The sequence below is a fragment of the Pseudothauera nasutitermitis genome (assembly GCF_004801295.1).
Taxonomy (GTDB): domain Bacteria; phylum Pseudomonadota; class Gammaproteobacteria; order Burkholderiales; family Rhodocyclaceae; genus Pseudothauera; species Pseudothauera nasutitermitis.
Genome location: NZ_SSOC01000008.1, coordinates 109,221 through 134,228, shown reverse-complemented (window position 1 = coordinate 134,228; position 25,008 = coordinate 109,221). Strand labels below are relative to the sequence as shown.

The window sequence follows — 25,008 nt, the reverse complement described above, 5'->3', positions numbered from 1 at the left end:
CACGAGATGAGCGCGCTGGCGGGCAAACTCGTTCTGGTACTCGGCCTCGGCGAATCGGGGCTGGCGATGGCGCGCTGGTGCGCACGCCAGGGTGCCCGCCTGCGCGTCGCCGACACCCGCGCCCGGCCGCCGGGCAGCGACGAGCTGCGCCGTTTCGCGCCGCAGGCGGAACTGCTCACCGGGGCATTCACCAATGCGCTGCTCGACGGCGTCGACCTGCTCGCGCTCAGCCCCGGACTCGATCCGCGCGGCGGCGTGGTCGCCGAAGCGCGCCGGCGCGGCCTGCCGGTCGTCGGCGAAATGAGTCTGTTCGCCGCCGCGCTCGACGAACTGGGCGCGCGCGCCGCGACCCGCGTGCTGGCGGTCACCGGCACCAACGGCAAGACCACCACCACCGCGCTGGCCGCCCATCTGGCGCGCGCCGCCGGCGTGGATGCGGTGGCCGCCGGCAACATCAGCCCGGCGCCGCTGGCCGTGCTGGCCGACCGGCTGGACGCCGGCGCCGCGCTGCCGGCGTGCTGGGTGCTGGAACTGTCCAGCTTCCAGCTGGAGGCCGCCGAGGGCTTCGGCGCCGACGCGGCCACGGTGCTCAACGTCACTGACGATCATCTGGACCGCTACGCCGGTCTGGACGAGTACGCCGCCACCAAGGCGCACATCTTCGCCGGTGGTGGCGTGCAGATCCTCAACCGCCAGGATGCGCGCGTTGCCGCGATGGCCCTGCCGGGCCGCGCGCTGCGCAGCTTCGGTACCGATGCCCCCACGGGGCCGGGCGACTACGGCATCGTCGAAGCGGACGGCCGGCGCTGGCTGGCCGAAGGCGCGCAGCGCGTGCTCGCCCTCGACGAACTGCCGCTGGCCGGCCTGCACAATGCCGCCAATGCGCTGGCCGCGCTGGCGCTGTGCCGCGCCATCGGCCTGCCGCTGGATGCGCTGGCGGCCGGGCTGAAGACCTTCAAGGGCCTGCCGCACCGCGTCGAACTGGTCGCCGAGCGTGCCGACGGCGTACTGTTCTACAACGATTCCAAGGGCACCAACGTGGGTGCCACGCTGGCCGCGCTGGATGGCCTGGCGCGCACGGTGGTGCTGATCGCCGGGGGCGACGGCAAGGGGCAGGACTTCTCGCCGCTGCGCGAACCGGTCGCACGTTATGCGCGCGCGGTGATCCTCATCGGCCGCGATGCCGGGCACATCGCTGATGCGCTGGCAGGCTGCGGCAGCGCGCTGGAGCACGCCGCCGACCTCGACGCCGCGGTGGCGCGCGCCAATGCCTTGGCCGAGCCGGGCGACGTGGTGCTGCTCTCGCCGGCGTGCTCCAGCCTCGACATGTTCCGCAACTATCCGCAGCGCGCCGAGGTGTTCGTCGCCGCCGCGCGCCGCCTGCCGGGAGTGAGCCCGCGATGAAGCTCGCGCTGCCGTTCGCCGCCCGCTCCGCTTCCCGCCGCCCCGCCGGCGGGGGCGAGGCCGCGCGCACGGTGAGCCGCCTGATGCGCCCCGGCGCGCCGACACGCGAACTCGATCCGCTGCTGATCTGGTCGGCCGTGTCGCTGCTGCTGATCGGTCTGGTGATGGTGTATTCGGCCTCCATCGCGATTGCCGAAGGCTCGCGCTTCACCGGCTATCAGGCGCATTACTTCCTGCTGCGCCACGGGGTGTATCTGGCGCTCGGCACCGCGCTCGGCCTGCTGGCCTTCCAGGTGCCGATGGGGCGCTGGCAGCAGGCTGCGCCCTGGCTGTTCGTGGTCGGCGTGCTGCTGCTGGTGCTGGTGCTGATTCCCGGCATCGGCCGCGAGGTCAACGGTGCGCGCCGCTGGCTGTCGCTGGGGCCGGTCAACCTGCAACCGTCCGAACTGATGAAGGTGTTCGCCGCGCTCTACGCCGCCGACTACACGGTGCGCAAGCTCGATGCCATGAGCAGCTTCAAGCGCGGCTTCCTGCCGATGATGATGGTGATCCTGTTCGTCGGCTTCCTGCTGCTGCGCGAGCCGGACTTCGGCGCCTTCGTGGTCATCACCACCATCGCCTTCGGCGTGCTGTTCCTGGGCGGGGTGAATGGCCGGGTGTTCGCGCTGCTGGCGGTCGCCGCCGTGCTCGGCTTCATCCTCCTCATCATGAGTTCGCCCTACCGCCTGGAGCGCGTGCTGGGCTACATGGATCCGTGGAAGGACGCCTTCGGCAAGGGCTACCAGCTCTCCCACGCGCTGATCGCCTTCGGACGCGGCGAATGGTTCGGCGTGGGCCTGGGGGGCAGCGTGGAGAAGCTGTTCTACCTGCCCGAAGCGCACACCGATTTCCTCCTCGCCGTGCTGGCCGAGGAACTCGGCTTCGTCGGCGTGCTGGCGGTGGTGGTGCTGTTCGCCCTGCTGGTGCAGCGCGCCTTCGCCATCGGCCGCTCGGCGATCAAGCTGGAACGCTACTTCGCCGGCCTGGTGGCGCAGGGCATCGGCCTGTGGATGGGCGTGCAGTCCTTCATCAACATGGGCGTGAACATGGGGCTGCTGCCCACCAAGGGGCTGACCCTGCCGCTGATGAGCTTCGGCGGCTCGGGCATCGTCGCCAACTGCCTGGCGCTGGCGATTCTGCTGCGGGTGGATTGGGAAAACAGGCAAATCATGCGGGGGGGGCGCGCATGAAGACCCTCCTGGTCATGGCTGGCGGCACCGGCGGGCACATCTTCCCCGGCATCGCGGTGGCCGAGGCGCTGCGCGCGAAAGGCTGGCGCATCGTGTGGATGGGCCACCCGGAGGGCATGGAGGCCCGCCTGATCCCGGCGCGCGGCTACGACACCGCCTGGGTGCGCTTCGGTGCGCTGCGCGGCAAGGGCCTCGTGCGCAAGCTGCTGCTGCCGGTGAACCTGCTTTCCGGCTTCTGGCAGGCACTGCGCGAACTGCGCCGGGCGAAGCCGGACGCGGTGCTGGGCATGGGCGGCTACGTGACCTTTCCGGGCGGCATGATGACCGCCCTGCTGGGCCGTCCGCTGGTGCTGCATGAACAGAATTCCGTCGCCGGGCTGGCCAACCGCGTGCTGGCGGTGGTGGCCGACAGCGTGCTGTCGGGCTTCCCCGGCGTGTTGAAGAAAGCGCGCTGGGTGGGCAACCCGGTGCGCGCGGAGATCGCCGCCGTGCCGCCGCCCGCCGAGCGCTTCGCCGGGCGCACCGGCGCGCTGCGCGTGCTGGTGGTCGGCGGCAGCCTGGGTGCGGCCGTGCTGAACACCACGGTGCCACAGGCGCTGGCGAAGCTGCCGGCGGAACAGCGCCCGCGGGTTACCCATCAGGCCGGCGAAAAGCAGATCGACGCGCTGCGCGCGGCCTATGCGGCGGCCGGCGTGGAGGGCGAACTGCTGCCCTTCATCGACGACATGGCGGCGCGCTATGCCGAGGCCGATCTGGTTATCTGCCGTGCCGGCGCGCTGACCGTGGCCGAACTCGCGGCGGTGGGCGCGGCCAGCCTGCTGGTGCCTTTCCCGTACGCGGTGGACGACCACCAGACCAGCAATGCGCGCTTCCTCGCGGAGCGCGACGCGGCCTTCCTGCTGCCGCAGGGCGAACTCGACGCGGACAGACTGGCCGGCATCCTCGCCGGGCTGGAACGTGCGCGTCTGCTGGACATGGCCAGCCGCGCGCGCGCGCTGGCAAAACCGGTCGCCGCCCTGGACGTGGCGGCCGAATGCGAACGACTGGCCGGGGACCGGCGATGAAACACAAGGTACGACACATCCACTTCGTCGGCATCGGCGGTTCGGGGATGAGCGGCATCGCCGAGGTGCTGGTCAACCAGGGCTTCACGGTGAGCGGCTCCGACCTCGGCGCCAACGCCGCCACCCGCCGCCTGCAGGCGCTGGGCGCGCGCGTGCTGCGCGGGCACGACGCGGCCCACATCGAACGCGCCGACGTGGTGGTGACCTCCACCGCGGTCAAGGGCGACAACCCCGAGGTGATCGCCGCGCGCGCGCGCAACGTGCCGGTGGTGCCGCGCGCGCAGATGCTCGCCGAACTGATGCGCTTCCAGCGCGGCATCGCCATCGCCGGCACGCACGGCAAGACCACCACCACCTCGCTGGTGGCCAGCATCCTCGCCGAAGGCGGCATGGACCCGACCTTCGTCATCGGCGGCCGCCTCAACGCGGCGGGCGCCAACGCGCGCCTGGGCAAGGGCGACTTCCTGGTGGCCGAGGCGGACGAATCGGACGCCTCCTTCCTGATGCTCAATCCGGTGATCTCGGTGGTCACCAACATTGACGCCGACCACATGGACACCTACGGGCACGACTTCGCCCGGGTCAAGCAGGCCTTCGTCGATTTCCTCCAGCACCTGCCGTTCTACGGCGTGGCCGTGCTGTGCGAGGACGACCCGCACGTGCGTTCGATCATGCCGCTGGTGTCCAAGCAGATCGTGCGCTACGGCTTCAATGAAACCGCCAACGTGCGTGCCGAGAACATCCGCGCGGACGGCGGGCGCATGCTGTTCGACGCGGTGCGCGTCAACGGCACCACCACCCGCCTGCCTATCGAGCTCAACCTGCCCGGCCTGCACAACGTGCTCAACGCCCTGGCCGCCATCGCGGTGGCCACCGAGGTGCAGGTGCCGGACGCCGCCATCGTCAAGGCGCTGGCCGAATTCCACGGCGTGGGCCGGCGCTTCCAGCGCTATGGCGAGGTGCCGCTGAGCGATGCCGAGGGCCGGCCGCGCGGCAGCTTCACGTTGGTGGACGACTACGGCCACCACCCCGTGGAAATGGCCGCAACCATCGCCGCCGCGCGCGGCGCGTTCCCGGAGCGCCGCCTGGTGCTGGCCTTCCAGCCGCACCGCTACACGCGCACGCGCGACTGCTTCGAGGACTTCGTCAAGGTGCTCTCTTCGGTGGATGCCCTGCTGCTCGCCGAGGTGTATGCCGCCGGCGAAGCGCCCATCGTGGCCGCCGACGGCCGCTCGCTGGCGCGCGCGCTGCGCGTGGCCGGCAAGGTGGAGCCGGTGTTCGTCGAGGACATCGAGGACATGCCGCAGGCCATTCTGGACGTGGCGCAGGACGGCGACGTGGTCATCACCATGGGCGCCGGCTCGGTCGGCGCGGTGCCCGGCAGGTTGAGCAAGGACGGAGGCGAGGCGTGAGCGGCAAGGCGAACAAGGATTTCGGCAAGGTCGCGGTGCTGTTCGGCGGTGCCTCCGCCGAGCGCGAGGTGTCGTTGATGTCCGGCGGCGCGGTGCTCGCCGCCCTGCAGCGCGCGGGCGTGGATGCGCACGCCTTCGACCCGGCCGAGCGCGATCTGCACATCCTCAAGGACGAAGGCTTCGAGCGCGCCTTCATCGTGCTGCACGGGCGCGGCGGCGAGGACGGCACGGTGCAGGGCGCCCTCGAACTGATGGGCATTCCCTACACCGGCAGCGGCGTGATGGCCTCCGCGCTGTCCATGGACAAGTGGCGCACCAAGATGGTCTGGCTGGCCGCCGGCCTGCCCACGCCGCGCTACGCCATCCTCGACGAACACAGCGATTGGGACGCGGTGGCCGCCGAGCTGGGGCTGCCGATCTTCGTCAAGCCGGTCCATGAAGGCTCCAGCATGGGCGCCACCAAGGTCACCGAGGCCGGCCAGTTGAAAGCCGCCTGGGAATTGGCGGCGCGCTACGACACCCTGGTAATCGCCGAGGAGTTCGTCGCCGGTGCCGAGCTCACCGCGCCCTTCCTGGGCGAGCGCGTGCTGCCGCTGGTGCGCATCGTCGCGCCGGACGGCAATTACGACTACCAGCACAAGTACTTCACCGACGATACCCGCTACGACTGCCCGAGCGGCCTGCCGGCAGCGCTGGAGCGCGAGCTGCAGGCGCTGGTGATGAAGTCGGCGAAGGTGCTGGGCTGCCGGGGCTGGGGCCGCGCCGACCTGATCCTCACCGATGACGGCCGCCCCTACCTGCTGGAAATGAACACTGCGCCGGGCATGACCGGGCACTCGCTGGTGCCCATGTCGGCGCGCGTGGCGGGCCTGGAGTTCGACGCCCTGTGCCTGGAAATCCTTGCGGAGGCCCGCCTTGGCTGAGACGACCCGCCGCCCGCTGTCCTCTGCTCCGGCCGCCTCTGGCGCGGGCCGGGGAGGGCGCGCGCGCGAGTCGGAAGGGCTGTGGCACCGCCCGCTGGTGCTCAACCTGATCGCCGACGTGCTGATGATGTTCGCCGCCCTGGGGCTGACCTGGGCCGCGGTGAGCTGGCTGCTGGCCCGGCCGTTCTTCCCGCTGCGCGAAGTGGTGCTGCTGTCGCCGCCGGCGCAGGTGACTTCCGCGCAGCTCGAATACGTGGCGCGCGCGGCGATCCACGGCAACTTCTTCACCGTCGATCTGGACCAGGTGCGCGCGGACTTCGAGAAGCTGCCCTGGGTGCGCCGCGCCGAGGTGCGCCGGCGCTGGCCGGACACCCTGGAACTGCGCCTGCAGGAGCACCAGGCAGTGGCCTACTGGACCTCGGGCGACGACGGCGACACGCGCTTGGTGAACCGTCAGGGCGAAGTATTCGTGGCCGCCAGCAACGCCCGCCTGCCCAGTTTCGCCGGCCCGCAGGGCTCGGCCGCCTACGTGCTCGCGCACTACGAATCCTTCGTCCGGCGGCTGGCGCCGCTGGGCCACGAACTGGTCGGCGTGGTGCTGTCGGCGCGCGAAGCTTGGCAACTGCGCCTGGACAACGACATGGTGATCGTGCTGGGGCGCGAGCAGGACAAGGCGCCGCTGGACGAGCGCCTGGCGCGCTTCGTCGCCGCCTGGCCCCAGGCGCGCGAAGGCATCGGCGTACAGGTGGCGGTGGCCGACCTGCGCTATCCGAGTGGGTTTGCCCTGACCCCGGCGGGCACTCTGGCTATGAAAGGCAAGCAATGAGCAAGGACTACAAGGATCTGATCGTCGGCCTCGACATCGGCACCGCCAAGATCACCTGCATCGTGGCGGAAGCGCGCCCCGACGGGCGGCTGGACGTGGTCGGCCTGGGCACGCAGGCCACCAACGGCCTGAAGCGCGGCGTGGTGGTGAACATCGAGGCCACCGTGGATGCCATCTCGCGGGTGATCCAGGAAGTCGAGCTGATGGCCGACTGCAAGATCCACGACGTGTATACCGGCATCGCCGGCAGCCACATCAAGAGCTTCAACTCCAACGGCATGGTGGCGATCAAGGACAAGGAAGTCACCCCGATGGACCTGGAGCGCGTGATCGAGGTGGCGCGCGCCATGCCCATCCCGGCCGAGCAGCAGATCCTGCACATCCTCACCCAGGAATTCATCATCGACGGCCAGGGCGGCGTGCGCGAGCCCATCGGCATGAGCGGGGCGAAGCTGGAGGTGAAGGTGCACATCGTCACCGGCGCCGTGTCCGCCGCGCAGAACGTCATCAAGTGCGTGCGCCGCTGCGGGCTGGAAGTGATGGACCTGATCCTGCAACCGCTGGCCTCCAGCTACGCGGTGCTCACCGAGGACGAAAAGGAACTGGGCGTGTGCATGGTGGACATCGGCGGAGGCACCACCGACATCGCCGTGTTCACCCAGGGCGCCATCCGCCACACCGCGGTGATTCCGGTGGCCGGCGACCAGATCACCAACGACATCGCCATGGCGCTGCGCACCCCCACCGCCGAGGCCGAGGATCTGAAGATTCGCCACGGCGTGGCCATGCACACCCTGGCCGATCCCGAGGAAATGATCGAAGTGCCCGGCGTGGGCGACCGCCCGCCGCGCAAGCTCTCGCGCCAGGCGCTGGCCGACGTGATCGAGCCGCGCGTGTCCGAGCTGTTCGAGCTGGTGCAGGCCGAACTGCGCCGCAGCGGCTACGAGGAATTGCTGTCCTCGGGGATCGTGCTGACCGGCGGTTCGTCGGTGATGCGCGGCATGGTCGAGCTGGGCGAGGAGGTGTTCCACATGCCGGTGCGCGTGGGCTCGCCGCAATACGACGGCGGGCTGGCCGACGTGGTCTGCCAGCCGCGCTACGCCACCGCGATGGGTTTGTTGATGGAAGGGGCCGCGCAGCGCCGGCGTGGCATCCAGGCGCGCGAGACGCGCAGCGTGCGCCAGGTGTTCGGGCGCATGAAGGCGTGGTTCGAGAAGAATTTCTGAGTAGGACGGATGGGCCGTTCCACTCGTTGTGAATGAGTGCCTGCCGTGAATCGGTATTTAGTTGTAGACTGCGTTCGCGATACTAAATACAGGTCCGGTGGGTGTTCTGTGTGCAGTACTGCTTTTTCACTCGGAGGCGAGTCAAATGTTTGAAATCGTTGAGAAGGTTCCCACCGGAACGGTGATCAAGGTGATCGGTGTCGGCGGTGCCGGCGGCAATGCGGTCGACCACATGATCCGCGACGGCGTGCAGGGCGTGCAGTTCATCGCCGCCAACACCGATGCGCAGGCGCTGTCGCGCTGCCTCGCACCCATCAAGATCCAGCTCGGCACCTCGGGCCTGGGCGCCGGCTCCAAGCCGGAAGCCGGACGCGCCGCCGCGCAGGAATCGCGCGAGGCGCTGGTCGCCGCGCTGGAAGGCGCGCATATGTGCTTCATCACCGGCGGCATGGGCGGCGGCACGGGTACCGGCGCCGCGCCCGTGGTGGCCGAGATCGCCAAGGAACTGGGCATCCTCACCGTGGCCGTGGTCACCAAGCCGTTCGACTTCGAGAACCGCCTGCGGGTGGCCGAGAGCGGCGTGGAGGAACTCACCCGCAACGTGGACTCGCTGATCGTCGTGCTCAACGACAAGCTGCTCGAAGTGTTCGGCGACGATGCCGGCTTCGAGGATTGCTTCCGCTCCGCCGACAACGTGCTGCGTTCCGCGGTGGGCGGCATCGCCGAGATCATCAACGTGCCGGGCCTGGTCAACGTGGACTTCCAGGACGTGCGCACCGCGATGGCCGAGATGGGCCGCGCGATGATGGGCTCGGCCGAGGCCGCCGGCCTGGACCGCGCGCGCATCGCCGCCGAGCAGGCCGCCGTTTCCCCGCTGCTGGAAGGCACCGAACTGTCCGGTGCGCGTTGCGTGCTGATCAACATCACCGCCAGCCGCTCGCTGAAGATGTCCGAAGTGCGCGACGCGGTGAAGACCGTGCAGGCCTTCGCCGCGCCGGAAGCCTTCGTCAAGTACGGCACGGTGTTCGAGGAGTCCATGGAAGACCGCATCCGCATCACCGTGGTCGCCACCGGCCTGGGCACGCCGCGCGCCGCGCGTCAGCCGGTCATGCAGGTGGTGCAGGGCACCGGCACCTATGGTCCGGCCAGCGGCGCGCCCGACATGAGCAACCTCGACGTGCCGGCGGTGATCCGCAGCGGCCGCCGCACCACGGTGGAAGCGATGAGCGCCAACGGCATGGGCACCTACGACATTCCGGCCTTCCTGCGCAAGCAGGCCGACTGACGGCGTCGCCCGCTTCGCCGCCCGCGCGTACGGGCGCCCAGGCACGGACCTCCCGCCTCCGGTCCGTGTCCGGGCGCCCGTCGCCCTTCAGGGCGTGTTGACGCGATCCACAGCGGTCGCGCCACCGTCCAATCCGGCGCAGATCAAGGCGCGGCGACGCGGCAATGCCGGGGCCTTGCAAGGAGCCGCAACGCCGAGATGCGCCGGATTGGACGGTGGCCCTTCGGGTGAGTCTGTGTGGCCGTCTGGCTGCGTTGCGCTCATTGTCAAGGAAACCACCCTTGACCGCCTCGCGCGCCTTGCCAGCCAGCCACACAGACTCACGCGATCCACCGTGGATCGCGTCAACACGCCCTAACACGGTGAAGCAATGCGCGCGCCGGATGGACCGATATCGCGTGTTAAAATCGCCCGGTTCAAGGAAAGCCATCATGATCAGGCAGCGCACGCTCAAATCCATCGTCAAGGCCACCGGCGTGGGCCTGCACGGCGGCCGCAAGGTCAATCTGTCTCTGCGTCCGGCGGCGCCGGGCACGGGCATCGTGTTCCATCGCGTGGACCTCGATCCGCCGCTGACCCTGCCCGCCGACCCCTACGCGGTGTGCGACACGCGCATGTGCTCCGGCCTGGAGCGCGACGGTCACAAGGTGGGCACCGTCGAACACCTGATGTCGGCGCTGGCCGGCCTGGGCATCGACAATCTGTACGTGGATGTGGATGCGCCCGAGATTCCCATCCTCGACGGCAGCTCCGGCCCCTTCGTGTTCCTGCTGCAGTCCGCCGGCATCGAGGAGCAGAACGCGCCCAAGCGCTTCCTGCGCGTCAAGCGCGCGGTGGAGTATCGCGAGGGCGACAAGTGGGTGCGCCTGGAGCCCTACGACGGCTTCCGCCTGACCTTCTCCATCGTCTTCAATCATCCCGCCATCGAGCGTACGCCGACCACGGTCACCGTGGATTTCGCCGAGCATTCCTACGTGCGCGAAGTGGCGCGCGCGCGCACCTTCGGCTTCATGCAGGACGTCGAGTTCATGCGCGCCAACGGCCTGGGCCTGGGCGGCAGCCTGGACAACGCCATCGTGATGGACGAGTACCGCGTGCTCAATGCCGACGGGCTGCGCTACGCCGACGAGTTCGTCAAGCACAAGATCCTCGACGCCATCGGCGACCTGTACCTGTGCGGCCACCCGCTGCTCGCCGCGTATTCGGCGCACAAGTCCGGGCACGCGCTCAACAACCAGATTCTGCGCGTGCTGCTGGAGGACCAGGAAGCCTGGGAGATTGTCACCTTCGAACAGGCCGCGGCCACGCCGCCCGCGGTCAGCCACCAGTTCGACCTGGCGCTGGCCTGAGTCCCAGAGCCGATGGTGATCGTCCGCATCCTGATCCTGTTCGCCGCCGTGGGCATCGGCGCGTCGCTGCTCGCCTGGCTGCTCACCGGCAATCCGCGCTACCGCCAGTGGGCGTGGAACTTCACCCGCGGTACGCTGCTGGCGGTGCTGCTGGTGCTGGTGCTGTTCGCCTTCGAGCGGATCTTCTTCTCGGCCTGAGGGCCTTCCCCCTGTTTTCTAGCGGCTGCGCCGCGCCAGGCGTTCGAGCGCCTCGCGCAGGGGCGAGTCCGCCGGCAGCGAGGCCGCCAGTTCGTTCAGGCTGCGCTTGCCTGCTTCCGGGATGCTGCGTGTCGGCGGCGCCGGACGCCACGGCGCCGCCTCGCGCAGGGCGACGCGCACGCGGATTTCCCGCAGCGCATGGCCCTGTTCGGCGAGGCGCTGGACCAGGCTGGGGGCCATCTGCTTGAGCTTGACCGCCACCGCGTTGCCCTGGGCGAACACCACCAGGGTGTCGTCCTTCAGATTGGCAACCTTGCAGGAGGCCGCCAGCAAGGGCGGCAGGCAGCGCTCGAAAGCGCCCTGCAGGCGGCGCAGGCGCGCGGCGTGGTCCTGCAGGCGGGCAAGGGTATCGCCGCCGCCGAGGTAGCGCTGGAGAAGCTGGGTCATGGCGGAAGTCCGAGTGGGCTTCCAGATGGTAGGGGCGTGCGTGCGCCGGGGCAAGCGCGTGCCATGGGGGTGCTACGAGGCGGTCAGACGGGCGTGCTAAACTTCCGCCTTTGTCGAAATCGACCGACAGGACCCCATGATCTCCGGCCTCCTCAAGAAAATCTTCGGCAGTCGCAACGACCGCCTGATTCGCCAGTATCAGCAGACCGTCAATCGGATCAACGCGCTGGAGCCGGAAATCTCGGCGCTCTCGGACGAGGCGCTGCGCGGCAAGACCGGGGAGTTCCGACAGCGCCTGGAACAGGGCGAGAAGCTCGACGCGCTGCTGCCGGAGGCCTTCGCGGTGGTGCGCGAGACCGGCAAGCGGGTGCTCGGCATGCGCCACTTCGACGTGCAGCTGGTCGGCGGCATGGTGCTGCACAACGGCAAGATCGCCGAAATGCGCACCGGCGAGGGCAAGACCCTGGTGGCCACGCTGCCGGCCTACCTGAACGCGCTGACCGGCAAGGGCGTGCACATCGTCACCGTCAACGATTACCTGGCCAGCCGCGACGCCGAGCAAATGGGGCGCATCTTCGCCTTCCTCGGCATGACCACCGGCTGCAACCTGTCGCGCCTGCCGCACGACGAGAAGAAGGCCGCCTACGAGGCCGACATCACCTACGGCACCAACAACGAATTCGGTTTCGACTACCTGCGCGACAACATGGTCTATGCGACCACCGAGCGCGTGCAGCGCGGACTGAACTTCGCCATCGTCGACGAGGTGGACTCCATCCTCATCGACGAGGCGCGCACCCCGCTGATCATCTCCGGCCAGGCCGAGGACCACACCGAGCTGTACCTGAAGATGAACCAGGTGGCGCCGCTGCTGAAGCGGCAGGAAGGCGAGGGCGACAACATCAGCGTGCCGGGCGACTACACGGTGGATCTGAAGGCCAACCAGGTGCTGCTCACCGAGCAGGGCCACGAAACGGCCGAGCAGATCCTGGTGCGCATGGGTCTGCTGACCGAGGGCGGCGGCCTGTACGAGCCGGGCAACATCCTGCTGGTGCATCACCTGTATGCCGCGCTGCGTGCCCACGCGCTGTACCACAAGGATCAGCACTACGTGGTGCAGAACGGCGAAGTGGTGATCGTCGACGAATTCACCGGCCGCCTGATGGCCGGCCGGCGCTGGTCCGAGGGCCTGCACCAGGCCGTGGAGGCCAAGGAAGGCGTGAAGATCCAGGCGGAGAACCAGACGCTCGCCTCGATCACCTTCCAGAATTACTTCCGCATGTACGGCAAGCTCGCCGGCATGACCGGCACGGCCGACACCGAAGCCTTCGAGTTCCATTCCATCTACGGGCTGGAAACCGTGGTGGTGCCGACCAACCGGGCGATGGTCCGGCGCGACGAGAACGACAAGGTCTATCGCACCGCCAAGGAAAAGTGGGATGCGGTGATCGCCGACATCCGCGACTGCGTGCAGCGCGGCCAGCCGGTGCTGGTGGGCACCACCTCCATCGAAACCAACGAATTCCTTTCCGCGCTGCTGAAGAAGGAAAAGATCGACCACCAGCTGCTCAATGCCAAGCAGCACGACAGCGAGGCGCAGATCGTCGCCGAGGCCGGCCGTCCGGGCGTGGTCACCATCGCCACCAACATGGCCGGCCGTGGTACCGACATCGTGCTGGGCGGCAACATCGACAAGCAGGTTGCCGCCGTGCGTGCGGACGAGGCGCTCTCGGCCGAGCAGAAGGGCGCGAAGATCGCCGAACTGCGCGCCGACTGGCAGAAGGTGCACGAACAGGTGGTGGCCGCCGGCGGCCTGCACATCATCGGCACCGAGCGTCACGAATCGCGCCGCATCGACAATCAGCTGCGTGGCCGTTCGGGCCGCCAGGGCGACCCGGGCTCCAGCCGCTTCTACCTGTCGCTGGAAGATCCGCTGATGAAGATCTTCGCCGGCGATCGCCTCAACGCCATCATGGTGCGCCTGAAGATGCCCGAGGGCGAGGCCATCGAGCACGCCATGGTCACCCGTTCGCTGGAATCCGCGCAGCGCAAGGTGGAGCAGCGCAACTTCGACATCCGCAAGCAACTGCTTGAATACGACGATGTCGCCAACGACCAGCGCAAGGTCATCTACCAGCAGCGCAACGAACTGCTGGAAACCGAGGACATCTCCGAAACCATCCAGGCCATGCGCCAGGGCGTGCTGCACGACGCCTTCCGCACCCACGTGCCGGAAGACAGCGTGGAAGATCAGTGGGAAATCCCGTCGCTGGAGCAGAGCCTGGCGGCCGACTTCCTGCTCAAGCTGCCGCTGGTGGAATGGCTGAAGGCCGAGCCCAATCTGGATGCCGACAATCTGCTCAAGCGCATCCTGGATGCCGCCGAGCAAGCCTACGCGGCCAAGATCGCGCTGGTCGATCCGGCCGCCTGGCACCAGTTCGAACGCAACGTCATGCTGCAGAGCCTGGACACCCACTGGCGCGAGCATCTGGCCGCGCTCGACCACCTGCGCCAGGGCATCCACCTGCGCGGCTACGCGCAGAAGAACCCCAAGCAGGAATACAAGCGCGAAGCCTTCGAACTGTTCGAAGCCCTGCTCGACACCGTGCGCGCCGACGTCACCAAACTGCTGCTGACCGTGCAGATCCGCACCGAAAGCCAGCTCGAGCAGGCCGAAACTCCGCCCGAAGTCGAGAACGTGCAGTACCACCATGCCGACTACGACGAAGCGCTGGGTGCAGCGAATGCCGAGCGCGACGGCGCCCGCCAGCCGGCGGTGGCCGGGCCCAAGGTGGGGCGCAACGATCCGTGCCCCTGCGGCTCGGGCAAGAAGTACAAGCACTGCCACGGCAAGCTGAACTGATCCTGCGGACCGGCTCCGTGCGGCGCATGGGCCGGTTTCGCCCTATTTCCGCACAGGAGCCCACATGGCCGTCAATCTGAGCACTCCCAATCCCGCCGACCTGCTGCCGGTTCCCGGCGTGCGCCTCGGCGTGGCCGAAGCCGGCATCCGCAAGGCCAACCGGCGCGACCTGACGCTGATCGAACTGGCGGCGGGCAGCCGTGTTTCCGGCGTGTTCACGCAGAACCGCTTCTGTGCCGCCCCTGTGCAGGTGTGCAAGGCGCACATCGCCGGCGGCGCGATCCGCGCGCTGGTCATCAACACCGGCATCGCCAACGCCGGCACCGGCGAGAGCGGGCTGGCCGCGGCCAACGCGACCTGCGCCGCCGTGGCGGACCTGCTCGGCATCAAGGCCGGCCAGGTGCTGCCGTTCTCCACCGGGGTGATCCTCGAGCCGCTGCCGGTCGACCGTCTGGTCGCCGGCCTGCCCAAGGCCCGGGGGGCGCTGCGCGCCGACGGCTGGTTCGACGCCGCGCACGCCATCATGACCACCGATACGCTGCCCAAGGCGGTGTCGCGCACCGTGCAGGTGGGCGGGCGCACGGTGACCCTCAGCGGGATCAGCAAGGGCGCCGGCATGATCCGCCCCAACATGGCCACCATGCTGGGCTTCGTGGCCTGCGACGCAGCCGTTTCCCAGGCCCTGCTCGACGAACTGGTGCGCGAGGCGGCCGACCTGTCGTTCAACAGCATCACCGTGGATGGCGACACCTCCACCAACGACTCCTTCATCGTCATCGCCACCGGACAGGCCGGCAACGCGGAGATCACCGAGGCCGCCGGCTCGGACTGGGCGGCGCTGCGCGAGGCGCTGATCGACGTTTCCGTGCGCCTGGCCCAGGCCATCGTGCGCGACGGCGAGGGCGCCACCAAGTTCATGAGCATCGCCGTGGAAGGCGGCGCGGACCGCGAGGAATGCCGCAAGGTGGCCTACGCCGTGGCGCACTCGCCGCTGGTCAAGACCGCTTTCTTCGCCTCCGACCCCAATCTCGGACGCATCCTCGCGGCCATCGGCTATGCCGGCATCGCGGACCTGGACGTCGGCCGCCTGCGCGTGTGGCTGGGCAACCCGGACGAGAGCGTGCTGGTCGCCGAGCACGGCGGGCGGGCGGCGAGCTACGTGGAGGAAGCCGGCGCGCGCATCATGGCGCACAGCGAACTCACCGTGCGCATCGATCTGGCGCGCGGCGAGGCGCTTGCCACGGTGTGGACTTGCGATTTCTCCTACGATTACGTCAAGATCAACGCGGACTACCGTAGCTGATCCCCTCCTTTCCACTTCCTTCCACGATGGCCGCCACGCACGAAAATCCGAGCGAACCGGAACCGCAGGCACGCGAACCATCCGGGGCGCTCGGCGACAAGACCGGTGACGCGCTCAAGCAGCAGCGTTTCCAGATGCTCGAGGACATCGCCGCGGAGATGTCCGACGAGGTGGTCTTCCCGAGCTACTTCGACGCGGTACTGCGCCTGCGCAACGCGCTGCGCGATCCGGAGGTCAGTGTCGAGCGCATCGTCGGCCTGGTACGTGCCGAGCCGCTGATCTGCGTGCGCCTGCTGCAGCAGGCCAATTCGGCCGCGCAGGGCGGGCGCGGCGAGGTGCGCGACATCCGCTCGGCGGTCACCCGCCTGGGGCTCAATGCGGTGCGCAACGTGGCGCTCACCGTGGCCATGGCCCAGCTGGTGCGCTGCAAGGAGCTGGTGCCGTTCGCCGATCTGTCGCGCAAGCTGTGGCTGCATTCGCTGTTCAGCGCGGCGGCGGCCGAGGTGGTGGCCGCCGAACTGTCGCGGATCAATCCGGACGAGGCACTGTTCGCCGGGCTGGTGCATGACCTGGGCGCGTTCTACATGCTGTACCGCGCCGCGCAGTACGAAGAACTGCGCATGCGGCCCGACACCGTGCGCCACCTGATCGTGCAGTGGCACGAGAGCATCGGCGAATCGCTGATGTTCGCCCTGCGCCTGCCGGAGGATTTCGTCAACGCGGTCAGCCATCACGACCAGCCGCGCGCGCCGCTCATCGAGCGCCCGCGCAACCTGGGCGAGATCGTCTATGCCGCGAATCTGCTGGCGCTGGCCGATTTCGAGTGGATCGACGGGCGCAATCCAGAGGGCCTGCTGGGCGAGCTGTACACCTCGCTGGCGGAGCGCATCCGGGTGCGTTTTGAGGAACTGCGCGCCGAGTTTTCCGGCGCCTGAGCGGGCAGGGCGGCGGCGGCGCTCAGTGCAGCACGCGCGGCATGGCCAGCACGAAGGGCGGGATGTTGGCCTCGAAGCGCATGCCGTCCTCGGCGACCATCTGGTAGCTGCCGCGCATCGTGCCCACTTCCGCCGACAGGCTGGCGCCGCTGCTGTAGCGGTAGCTTTCACCGGGCGCCAGCAGGGGCTGCTCGCCCACCACGCCCTCGCCGCGCACTTCCTGGGTCTTGCCCGCGCCATCCTCGATCAGCCAGTGGCGGGAGATCAGCCGCGCCGCCAGCGTGCCGTGGTTGGTGATGGTGATGTGGTAGGCGAAGACATGGCGCTCGCCGGCGGGGTCGGATTGCGCGGGGAGGTACTCGGCGACCGCCTGGACCTCGATGCGGTATTTTTCCTGTGGGCTCATGTCGATCTGTCGGGTGGGCGCGGGTGTATTCCGCCACGGTCTGATGGGCGGATTCTTCCGCCGGCCGGGTGAACGGTAAAATAACACTCTTTGTCCGGAATTCCCGCCATGTCCGCTTTTGCCCTTACCGCGCTCTCTCCGCTCGACGGCCGCTACCACGCCAAGGTGGCCGGCCTGCGCGATCATTTCTCCGAGCATGGCCTGATCCGCAACCGCGTGCGCGTCGAGGTCGAATGGCTGAAGGCGCTCGCCGCCGAGCCCGCGCTCGCCGAGATCGCACCGTTCTCCGCGGCCACGGTGGCCGAGCTGGACGCGGTGGTGAGCGGCTTCTCGCCCGCCGACGGCGAGGCGGTGAAGGCCATCGAGGCCACCACCAACCACGACGTCAAGGCGATGGAATACTGGCTCAAGCAGCGCCTGGGCCACAACGCCGAGGTGATGAAGGTGTCGGAGTTCATCCACTTCGCGTGTACCTCCGAAGACATCAACAACACCTCCCACGCGCTGATGCTCAAGGCCGGCCGCGACGAGGTGCTGCTGCCCGCGCTGGACCGCGTGATCGAGCGCTTCCGCGCGCTGGCGCACGATCTGGCCAATCTGGCGATGCTCTCGCGCACCCACGGCCAGCCGGCCAGCCCGACCACGCTGGGCAAGGAGATGGCCAACATCGCCGCCCGCCTGCTGCGCGCGCGCGCGCAGATTGTCGGGGTGTCGCTGACCGCCAAGTTCAATGGCGCGGTGGGCAACTACAACGCCCACCTGTCGGCCTGGCCGGAATTCGACTGGGAAGGCTTCAACCGCCGCTTCATCGAATCGCTGGGCGTGGAATTCAACCCCTACACCATCCAGATCGAGCCGCACGACGCCATGGCCGAACTGTTCGATGCCGTGGGACGCGCCAACACCATCCTGATCGATGCCTGCCGCGACATCTGGATGTACATCTCCTTCGGCTACTTCAAGCAGAAGCTCAAGGAAGGCGAGGTGGGCTCCTCCACCATGCCGCACAAGGTCAACCCGATCGACTTCGAGAACGCCGAGGGCAACCTGGGCGTGGCCAACGCGGTGCTGCGCCACTTCTCCGAGAAGCTGCCGGTGTCGCGCATGCAGCGCGACCTCACCGATTCCACCGTGCTGCGCAACATGGGCGTGGGCTTCGGCCACGTGGTGCTGGCGCTCGATTCCGCGCTGCGCGGGCTGAACAAGCTGGAGGCCGATCCGCAGCGCCTGGCCGCCGATCTGGGCGAATGCTGGGAAGTGCTGGCCGAGCCGGTGCAGACCGTGATGCGCCGCTACGCCATCGAGCAGCCCTACGAGAAGCTCAAGGCGCTGACCCGCGGCAAGGGCATCACCCGCGAGGCCCTGCATGCCTTCATCGCCACGCTGGAAATCCCCCAGGGCGAGCGCGACCGCCTGCTGGCGATGACACCGGCGAGCTACGTCGGCAAGGCCGCCGAACTGGCCCGGCGCATCTAGGCGCGGGCCCGCCCGCGCCGAGGGTGTCCATTCACACATCAAGGAACAAGCAACGATGGCTTTCGCCGACAATCTGAAGCAACTGCCGGGCATTTCCCATCTGTCCGCGCTGGAACTCCTCGACGCCCAGGGGGTGCTGGTCGCCACCATCGAGAACAAGCCGGGGCAGGCCGGTTCGCTGGCGGTGTACAACCATCTGGCCCAGTTGTACGGCGCCATCGGCCCCGATGCCGCTGCGCGCGGGCTGGAAATCTATGCGGAACACAGTGAGGATGCACGTGCCAATCCAGGCAAGCACCCGAACATCGACCGGCTGATCGGTCTGATCGAGCGCGGGGAGAGCCTGCGGGTGAAGCAGGTGTTCGCGGTGTAAGTGGTGCGGGCCGCCGGTCCACGAAAAAGGGCGCCCCTGCGGCGCCCTTTTGTTTTGCCGGGGCAGTCTCAGACCACGGCTTCGTCCTGCTTTTCCTTCTTCGGCTTGACGAAGTGTTCGCGCGAGGTGCCCAGCCACATGGCCATCGGGCTGGCGACGAAGATCGACGAATACACGCCGAAGATGATGCCGATGGTCAGCGCCAGGGCGAAGTAGTGCAGCACCTCGCCGCCGAAGATCAGCATGGACAGCACCATCATCAGGGTGCTGCCGTGGGTGATCACCGTGCGCGAGATCATCGCGGTGATGGCGTGGTCGATGATCTGCGCGGTGTTCATGTTGCGCTTCTTGCGGAAGGTCTCGCGCACGCGGTCGAAGACGATCACCGATTCGTTCACCGAATAGCCCAGCACGGCCAGCACGGCGGCCAGCACGGGAAGGGAGAACTCCCACTGGAAGAAGGCGAAGAAGCCCAGAATGATGACCACGTCGTGCAGGTTGGCGACGATGGTGGACACCGCGAAGCGCCATTCGAAGCGCAGCGCCAGATACACGATGATGCCGAATACCACCAGCAGCAGGGCCATGGCGCCGTCGCTGGCGAGCTCCTTGCCGATCTGCGGGCCGACGAATTCGACGCGGCGCAGCTGGGGCTCGGAGCCCTCCAGCGACTGCAGCATGCCGAGCACGTGCTGGGAGACCTGGGCGGTGTCCAGTCCTTCGCGGTTGGGCAGGCGGATGAGGATCTCGCCGCTGCCGAAGTTCTGCGCCTGGGCGTCCGGATAGCCGCCGGTGGCGAGCGCGTGGCGCACGGTCTCCAGGCGGGGCGGTTCGCTGTAGCCGACCTCGACCAGGGTGCCCCCGGTGAACTCCACCGAGAAGTTCAGGCCGCGGACGACGATGAAGAACACCGCGAGCAGGAAGGTGATGGTGGAAACGGCATTGAACTTCAGCGCATGGCGCATGAAGGGAATGTCGTTGCGCTGGCGGAAAAATTCCATGGTGGTGCGTCGTCCGGTCGGTTAGTTGGGTGCCTGGCCCAGATGCAGCTTGGCGATCTTGCGCTGGCGGCCGTAGATCAGGTTGATGAGCATGCGCGAGACCATGATGGCGCTGAACATCGAGGTGAGGATGCCCAGGCAGTGCACCACAGCGAAGCCGCGCACCGGGCCGGAGCCGAACACCAGCAGCGCGATGCCGGCGATCAGGTTGGTGATGTTGGCGTCCAGGATGGTGTCGAAGGCGCGATCGTAGCCGGCGTGGATGGCCGCCTGCGGCGTGGCGCCGTTGCGCAGTTCCTCGCGGATGCGTTCGTTGATCAGCACGTTGGCGTCGATGGCCATGCCCAGGGTCAGCGCCATGGCCGCGATGCCGGGCAGCGTCAGGGTGGCCTGCAGCAGCGACAGCAGGGCGATCAGCAACATCAGGTTGGCGGCCAGCGCGATCGACGAAACCAGGCCGAACAGGGTGTAGTAGACCGTCATGAACACCGCGATGGCGATGAAGCCCCACAGCGTGGAGTTGAAGCCCTTGGCGATGTTGTCCGCGCCCAGGCTGGGGCCGACGGTGCGTTCCTCGATGATCTCCATCGGCGCGGCCAGCGCGCCGGCGCGCAGCAGCAGGGCCACGTCGTTGGCCTCGGTGGTGGTCATGCGGCCGGAGATCTGCACGCGCCCGCCGCCGATCTCGGTGCGGATCACCGGCGCGGTGACCACCTCGCCCTTGCCCTTCTCGATCAGCAGGATGGCCATGCGCTTGCCGACGTTCTCGCGGGTGACGTCGCGGAAGATGCGCGAGCCGGCGGAGTCCAGGCTCAGATGCACGGCCGGTTCGTTGGTCTGGCCGTCGAAGCCGGGCTGCGCGTCGACCAGGCGGTCGCCGGTGAGCACCACCTGACGGCGCACCAGCAGCGGGGTGCCGTCGCGGTCGGAGTAGATCTCGGTGCCGAACGGCGGGTTGCCGGCCAGCGCGGCCTCCAGCGCGCCCGGGGTGTCGTCGACCAGGCGCACCTCCAGCGTGGCGGTGCGGCCCAGGATGTCCTTGGCCTTGGCCACGTCCTGCACGCCGGGCAACTGCACGACGATGCGGTCGGCGCCCTGCTGCTGGATCACCGGCTCGGCCACGCCGAGTTCGTTGATACGGTTGTGCAGCGTGGAGATGTTCTGGCGGATGGCGAAGTCGCGCATGGTCTGCTGCGCCTGCGCGGTCAGCGTGGCGATCAGGCGCAGGTCGCCGGGGCCGTCGTCGCGGTCAACCAGCTGCAGGTCGCCGGTGTTGTTCTGGATGGCGCTGCGCGCCGCGTTGCGCTGTTCCACGTCGCGGAAGCGCAGGTGGATGGCGTTGCCCTCGCGGCTGATGCCGCTGTGGCGCACGCTGCGGTCGCGCATCAGCGTGCGCAGATCGCCGGCGGTGGAGTCGAGGCGCTTGGTCAGCGCGCCCGGCATGTCCACCTGCAGCAGGAAGTGCACGCCGCCGCGCAGGTCCAGGCCCAGGTACATGGGTAGCGCGTGGATGCTGGTCAGCCAGTTCGGCGAGGCCGACAGCAGGTTCAGCGCGACCACGTAGGAAGGATCCTGCGCGTCCGGATTCAGCGAGCGTTCGATGACGTCGCGGGCGCGCAACTGGTCTTCGGAACTGCCGAAGCGGAAGCGCAGGCTGTTGGCGTCGGTGAACAGGCCGGTATGCGCGATGCCGGCGCCGCGCAGGGCCTCCTCGATCTGTCCGCTGGCCCCCGCGTGGTCCAGTCTGAGCGTGGCCTTGGCGCTGGACACCTGCACGGCGGGGACTTCGCCGTAGAAATTGGGCAGGGTGTAGATCACCCCCCAGAGCAGGATCAGGCCGATGAGGATGTTTTTCCAGAGCGGATAGCGATTCATGACGGGATAGGCGGGAGGCGGGGCGGGGGCCGGCGCGCGGGGCGCCGGCAGGAGGGAAAGGCGCTCAGAGCGCCTTCAGCGTGCCCTTGGGCAGCACGGTGGCGACAGCCTGCTTCTGCACGGCGACCACGGTATCGGCGGCGACTTCGACCTGCACGAAGGCATCGCCCACTTCGACCACGCGGCCGGCGATGCCGCCACCGGTGACCACTTCGTCGCCCTTGGCGAGTGCTTCGACCATGGCCTTGTGTTCCTTCGCGCGCTTCATCTGCGGGCGGATCATCAGGAACCACAGCACCACGAACATCAGGATCAGCGGCAGCAGGCCCATCAGGCCGCCGCCCTGCGCGGCGCCGTCGGCGGCCTGGGCATAAGCGTTGGAAATCAGCACGTTCGATACTCCGAAGGTTGGCGTGAAATCGGTAATTATAAGCGTTGCCGACCAGCGGAAGGGATTTTTTGCCGAACCGAACACGCTTCGAGCGGTCCGCTTCCCGGGGGCGGCGAAACCCTCTGATCCGTCTCGCGGGACTCGGTTCCATGCGGGGAGAGCGCTGCGCAGGCGGCCGGCGCGATCGCGGTTTCGTTCGGCAAGTGATTCGTCGACAATGTATTCCGTTGGCAATGCGGACATGCGCCGGAGTGAAAATGACCGAGCACGAGGCTGGCATGGAAAGGAACTGGCACGCGTCGGAACACCAGGACGTCGCGCAGATGCTGGATAGCCCGGTGGGCGGGCTGAGCGGGGAGGAGGCCGCGCGCCGCGAGCGCGAATACGGCCCCAACCGGCTGGCGCCGCCGAAACGGCGCGGCCCGCTGCGCCGCCTGCTCGCGCAGTTCCACAACATCCTGCTGTACGTGATGCTGGGCGCGGCGCTGGTCACCGCGCTGCTCGGCCACTGGGTGGATACCGCCGTGCTGCTGGCGGCGGTGGTGCTCAATGCCATCATCGGCTTCATCCAGGAAGGCAAGGCGGAATCGGCGCTCGACGCCATCCGCGCCATGCTGTCGCCGCGCGCCACGGTGCTGCGCGGCGGCACGCGCATGGAGATCGACGCCGCCGGCCTGGTGCCGGGCGACCGCGTGCTGCTGGCTTCCGGCGACCGGGTGCCGGCCGATCTGCGCCTCGTCGCGGTGAAGGAATTGCGCGTCGAGGAAGCCGCGCTGACCGGCGAATCGGTGCCGGTGGAGAAAGCGGCGGCCAGGGTGGCCGTGGATGCGCCGCTGGGCGACCGCCTGTGCATGGCCTATTCCGGCACGCTGGTGGTGTATGGGCAGGCCGAGGGCGTGGTGGTGGCCACCGGCGCGGCCACCGAGCTCGGCCGCATCAACCACATGCTGGACAGCATCGGCCTTTCCAGTACCCCGCTGCTGCGCCAGATCGACCGCTTCGGGCGCGCGCTGGCGGTGGTCATCCTCGGCGCGGCGGCAGCCACCTTCGCCTTCGGCACGCTGCTGCGCGAGCATTCCGCCGGCGAGATGTTCCTGATGGCGGTGGCGCTCACCGCCTCGGCGATCCCGGAGGGCCTGCCGGCGATCATGACCGTGACCCTGGCGCTCGGCGTGCAGCGCATGGCGCGCAAGCAGGCCATCATCCGCCGCCTGCCGGCGGTGGAGACGCTGGGCTCGGTCACGGTGATCTGCTCGGACAAGACCGGTACGCTGACGCGCAACGAGATGACCGTGCAGCGCATGGTGTGCGCCGGCCACGTGTTCGACGTGGGCGGCGTGGGCTACGCGCCGGTGGGCGATTTCTCCGTCGATGGGCGCATCGTCGAGCCGGTGCACTATCCTGCGCTGGAGCTGGCCTTGCGCATCGGCGTGCTGTGCAACGACGCGCGCATGCGCCAGGATGAAGGCGCGTGGTGGGTGGAGGGCGATCCCACCGAGGGCGCGCTGCTGGTGGCCGGCGACAAGGGCGGCTTTTCCGTGCATGCCGCGGAGGTGGCCTGGCCGCGCCTGGACAGCGTGCCCTTCGAATCCGAACACCGCTTCATGGCCACCTGGCACCGGGACGCCGACGGCGAGTCGTGGATCTTCGTCAAGGGCGCGCCGGAGCGCGTGTTCGAGATGTGCGACGCGCAGCTTGATGGCCATGGCGAACGCCCGCTGGACATCGACTACTGGCGGCGCATGGCCACCGACACCGCCGCGCAGGGCCTGCGCCTGCTCGCGCTGGCCGCCAAGCGCGCGGCGCCGCGCGGCGAGGGGCTGGGTTTCGCGGACTGCGAGGAAGGCTTCGTGCTGGTCGCGCTGGTGGGCATCATCGACCCGCCGCGCGAGGAGGCCATCCGCGCGGTGGCCGAATGCCACCGCGCCGGCATCCGCGTGAAGATGATCACCGGCGACCACGCCGAAACCGCGCGCGCCATCGGCGCCCAGCTGGCGATCGGGGTGGGCAGGCCGGCGATCACCGGCGCCGAGGTGGCGGTGATGGACGACGCCGAACTGCGCCGCGTGGTCATGGACGTGGACGTGTTTGCGCGCGCCAGCCCGGAACACAAGCTGCGCCTGGTGCAGGCTCTGCAGGACAGTGGCCAGGTGGTGGCGATGACCGGCGACGGGGTCAATGACGCGCCCGCACTGAAGCGCGCCGACGTGGGCATCGCGATGGGCAGGAAGGGCGCCGAGGCCGCCAAGGAATCCGCCGACATGGTGCTGGCCGACGACAATTTCGCCACCATCGCCGCCGCGGTGCGCGAAGGGCGCGCGGTGTACGACAACCTGAAGAAGTTCGTGCTGTTCATGCTGCCGACCAATGGCGGGCAGACCCTGGTGGTGATCGCCGCAATCCTGTTCGAGCTGACCCTGCCGCTGACCCCGGCGCAGGTGCTGTGGGTGAACATGGTGACCTCCACCTGCCTGGGGCTGGCGCTGGCCTTCGAGCCGGCCGAGGGCAACATCATGCGGCGCCATCCGCGTCCGCCCGGCGAGGCCTTGCTTTCCGGCTTCTTCGTGTGGCGGGTGGCGCTGGTTTCGGTGCTGATGATGACCGGCGCGCTCGGCCTGTTCCTGTGGGAGCTGTCGCTGGGCACCAGCGTGGAAACCGCGCGCACCATGGCGGTGAATGCCATCGTGGTCAGCGAGATGTTCTACCTGATCAACAGCCGCCACGTGTTTTCCCCGGCACTGAGCCGCGAAGGGCTGTTCGGCAACCGCTACGTGCTGGTCGCCATCGCCGCCTGCCTGCCCTTGCAACTGGCCTACACCCACGCGCCGGCCCTGCAGGCGGTGTTCCACTCGGCGTCGCTGACGCCGCTCGAATGGAGCAAGGTGCTGGGGGCGGGGCTGCTGGTGTTCGTCGGTGCGGAGCTGGAAAAGTGGGTGATCCGCCGGCGCGGCGCGTTCGGTTCCCGCGCGCTGCCGCATGGATAGGGGTTGTCCGCAGTTCGAGCGTGGCACGATAAATGCTA

General features: G+C 68.6%; 21 protein-coding genes. 16 read left to right on the top strand and 5 right to left on the bottom strand.

Features of this window, described 5'->3' with window-relative positions; all coding sequences use genetic code 11:
- Positions 1-6 precede the first annotated feature (6 nt).
- The 10 genes from murD to E6C76_RS19735 all read left to right on the top strand — a co-directional run bounded on the left by murD (position 7) and on the right by E6C76_RS19735 (position 10,916).
- Positions 7-1,404, top strand: coding sequence for a UDP-N-acetylmuramoyl-L-alanine--D-glutamate ligase (gene murD, locus E6C76_RS19780; RefSeq protein ID WP_136349983.1), 1,398 nt, complete (start codon positions 7-9; stop codon positions 1,402-1,404).
- Positions 1,401-2,633 (top strand): putative lipid II flippase FtsW, encoded by a 1,233-nt coding sequence (ftsW, locus tag E6C76_RS19775; RefSeq protein ID WP_136349982.1) that lies wholly within the window; start codon positions 1,401-1,403, stop codon positions 2,631-2,633. The genes murD and ftsW overlap by 4 nt, the downstream gene beginning before the upstream one ends.
- Entirely contained in the window at positions 2,630-3,697 is a 1,068-nt protein-coding gene (gene murG / locus E6C76_RS19770; RefSeq protein WP_136349981.1) for an undecaprenyldiphospho-muramoylpentapeptide beta-N-acetylglucosaminyltransferase, read from the top strand. The genes ftsW and murG overlap by 4 nt, the downstream gene beginning before the upstream one ends.
- The gene (murC, locus tag E6C76_RS19765) at positions 3,694-5,109 is read left to right on the top strand and encodes a UDP-N-acetylmuramate--L-alanine ligase (RefSeq protein WP_136349980.1); all 1,416 of its coding nucleotides are present in this window, start codon (positions 3,694-3,696) and stop codon (positions 5,107-5,109) included. Before murG ends, murC begins: the two co-directional genes overlap by 4 nt.
- The gene (locus E6C76_RS19760) at positions 5,106-6,032 is read left to right on the top strand and encodes a D-alanine--D-alanine ligase (protein ID WP_136349979.1); all 927 of its coding nucleotides are present in this window, start codon (positions 5,106-5,108) and stop codon (positions 6,030-6,032) included. The genes murC and E6C76_RS19760 overlap by 4 nt, the downstream gene beginning before the upstream one ends.
- The gene (locus E6C76_RS19755) at positions 6,025-6,858 is read left to right on the top strand and encodes a cell division protein FtsQ/DivIB (RefSeq protein ID WP_408003497.1); all 834 of its coding nucleotides are present in this window, start codon (positions 6,025-6,027) and stop codon (positions 6,856-6,858) included. The genes E6C76_RS19760 and E6C76_RS19755 overlap by 8 nt, the downstream gene beginning before the upstream one ends.
- On the top strand, positions 6,855-8,084 hold the full coding sequence (gene ftsA / locus E6C76_RS19750) for a cell division protein FtsA (protein ID WP_136349978.1): 1,230 nt from the start codon (positions 6,855-6,857) through the stop codon (positions 8,082-8,084). Before E6C76_RS19755 ends, ftsA begins: the two co-directional genes overlap by 4 nt.
- Positions 8,085-8,229: 145 nt before the next feature.
- Positions 8,230-9,369 carry a cell division protein FtsZ gene (gene ftsZ, locus E6C76_RS19745; protein WP_136349977.1) on the top strand — a complete coding sequence of 380 codons (1,140 nt, stop codon included), beginning with the start codon at positions 8,230-8,232 and terminating at the stop codon, positions 9,367-9,369.
- 431 nt (positions 9,370-9,800) lie between these two features.
- Positions 9,801-10,718: a UDP-3-O-acyl-N-acetylglucosamine deacetylase gene (lpxC, locus tag E6C76_RS19740; RefSeq protein WP_136349976.1), complete on the top strand. Its 918-nt coding sequence runs from the start codon at positions 9,801-9,803 to the stop codon at positions 10,716-10,718.
- A 12-nt stretch (positions 10,719-10,730) separates the two neighbouring features.
- A complete protein-coding gene (locus E6C76_RS19735; protein ID WP_136349975.1) occupies positions 10,731-10,916 on the top strand; it encodes a hypothetical protein in 186 nt (61 codons plus the stop codon).
- Positions 10,917-10,934: 18 nt separating this feature from the next.
- Here E6C76_RS19735 and E6C76_RS19730 read toward each other — a convergent pair whose 3' ends face one another.
- A complete protein-coding gene (locus E6C76_RS19730; protein WP_136349974.1) occupies positions 10,935-11,363 on the bottom strand; it encodes a DUF721 domain-containing protein in 429 nt (142 codons plus the stop codon).
- Positions 11,364-11,499: 136 nt separating this feature from the next.
- On the opposite strand from E6C76_RS19730, the gene secA reads away from it, so the two are divergent.
- The 3 genes from secA (at position 11,500) to E6C76_RS19715 (ending at position 16,464) form a co-directional block, all read left to right on the top strand.
- A complete protein-coding gene (gene secA / locus E6C76_RS19725) occupies positions 11,500-14,226 on the top strand; it encodes a preprotein translocase subunit SecA (protein WP_136349973.1) in 2,727 nt (908 codons plus the stop codon).
- Between the two features lie 64 nt (positions 14,227-14,290).
- Positions 14,291-15,529, top strand: a complete 1,239-nt coding sequence (gene argJ, locus E6C76_RS19720; protein WP_136349972.1) for a bifunctional glutamate N-acetyltransferase/amino-acid acetyltransferase ArgJ — start codon at positions 14,291-14,293, stop codon at positions 15,527-15,529.
- 26 nt (positions 15,530-15,555) lie between these two features.
- Positions 15,556-16,464: an HDOD domain-containing protein gene (locus tag E6C76_RS19715; protein ID WP_136349971.1), complete on the top strand. Its 909-nt coding sequence runs from the start codon at positions 15,556-15,558 to the stop codon at positions 16,462-16,464.
- 22 nt (positions 16,465-16,486) lie between these two features.
- On the opposite strand, the gene apaG is transcribed toward E6C76_RS19715, so the two are convergent.
- Positions 16,487-16,870, bottom strand: coding sequence for a Co2+/Mg2+ efflux protein ApaG (gene apaG, locus E6C76_RS19710; protein ID WP_136349970.1), 384 nt, complete (start codon positions 16,868-16,870; stop codon positions 16,487-16,489).
- 108 nt (positions 16,871-16,978) lie between these two features.
- Here apaG and purB point away from each other — a divergent pair, with 108 nt between their 5' ends.
- Both purB and E6C76_RS19700 read left to right on the top strand, forming a co-directional pair.
- Positions 16,979-18,346 carry an adenylosuccinate lyase gene (gene purB, locus E6C76_RS19705; RefSeq protein WP_136349969.1) on the top strand — a complete coding sequence of 456 codons (1,368 nt, stop codon included), beginning with the start codon at positions 16,979-16,981 and terminating at the stop codon, positions 18,344-18,346.
- Between the two features lie 55 nt (positions 18,347-18,401).
- Positions 18,402-18,719, top strand: coding sequence for a DUF2322 family protein (locus tag E6C76_RS19700; protein WP_136349968.1), 318 nt, complete (start codon positions 18,402-18,404; stop codon positions 18,717-18,719).
- Positions 18,720-18,787: 68 nt separating this feature from the next.
- Here the strand turns inward: E6C76_RS19700 and secF are convergent, their stop codons facing one another.
- From secF to yajC, 3 genes are all read right to left on the bottom strand, one after another.
- Positions 18,788-19,720: a protein translocase subunit SecF gene (secF, locus tag E6C76_RS19695; RefSeq protein WP_136349967.1), complete on the bottom strand. Its 933-nt coding sequence runs from the start codon at positions 19,718-19,720 to the stop codon at positions 18,788-18,790.
- Positions 19,721-19,741: 21 nt separating this feature from the next.
- Positions 19,742-21,595: a protein translocase subunit SecD gene (gene secD / locus E6C76_RS19690; RefSeq protein WP_136349966.1), complete on the bottom strand. Its 1,854-nt coding sequence runs from the start codon at positions 21,593-21,595 to the stop codon at positions 19,742-19,744.
- Between the two features lie 64 nt (positions 21,596-21,659).
- On the bottom strand, positions 21,660-21,986 hold the full coding sequence (gene yajC / locus E6C76_RS19685) for a preprotein translocase subunit YajC (protein ID WP_136349965.1): 327 nt from the start codon (positions 21,984-21,986) through the stop codon (positions 21,660-21,662).
- A gap of 257 nt (positions 21,987-22,243) precedes the next feature.
- On the opposite strand from yajC, the gene E6C76_RS19680 reads away from it, so the two are divergent.
- The gene (locus E6C76_RS19680) at positions 22,244-24,970 is read left to right on the top strand and encodes a cation-transporting P-type ATPase (protein WP_136349964.1); all 2,727 of its coding nucleotides are present in this window, start codon (positions 22,244-22,246) and stop codon (positions 24,968-24,970) included.
- Positions 24,971-25,008: the final 38 nt, after the last annotated feature.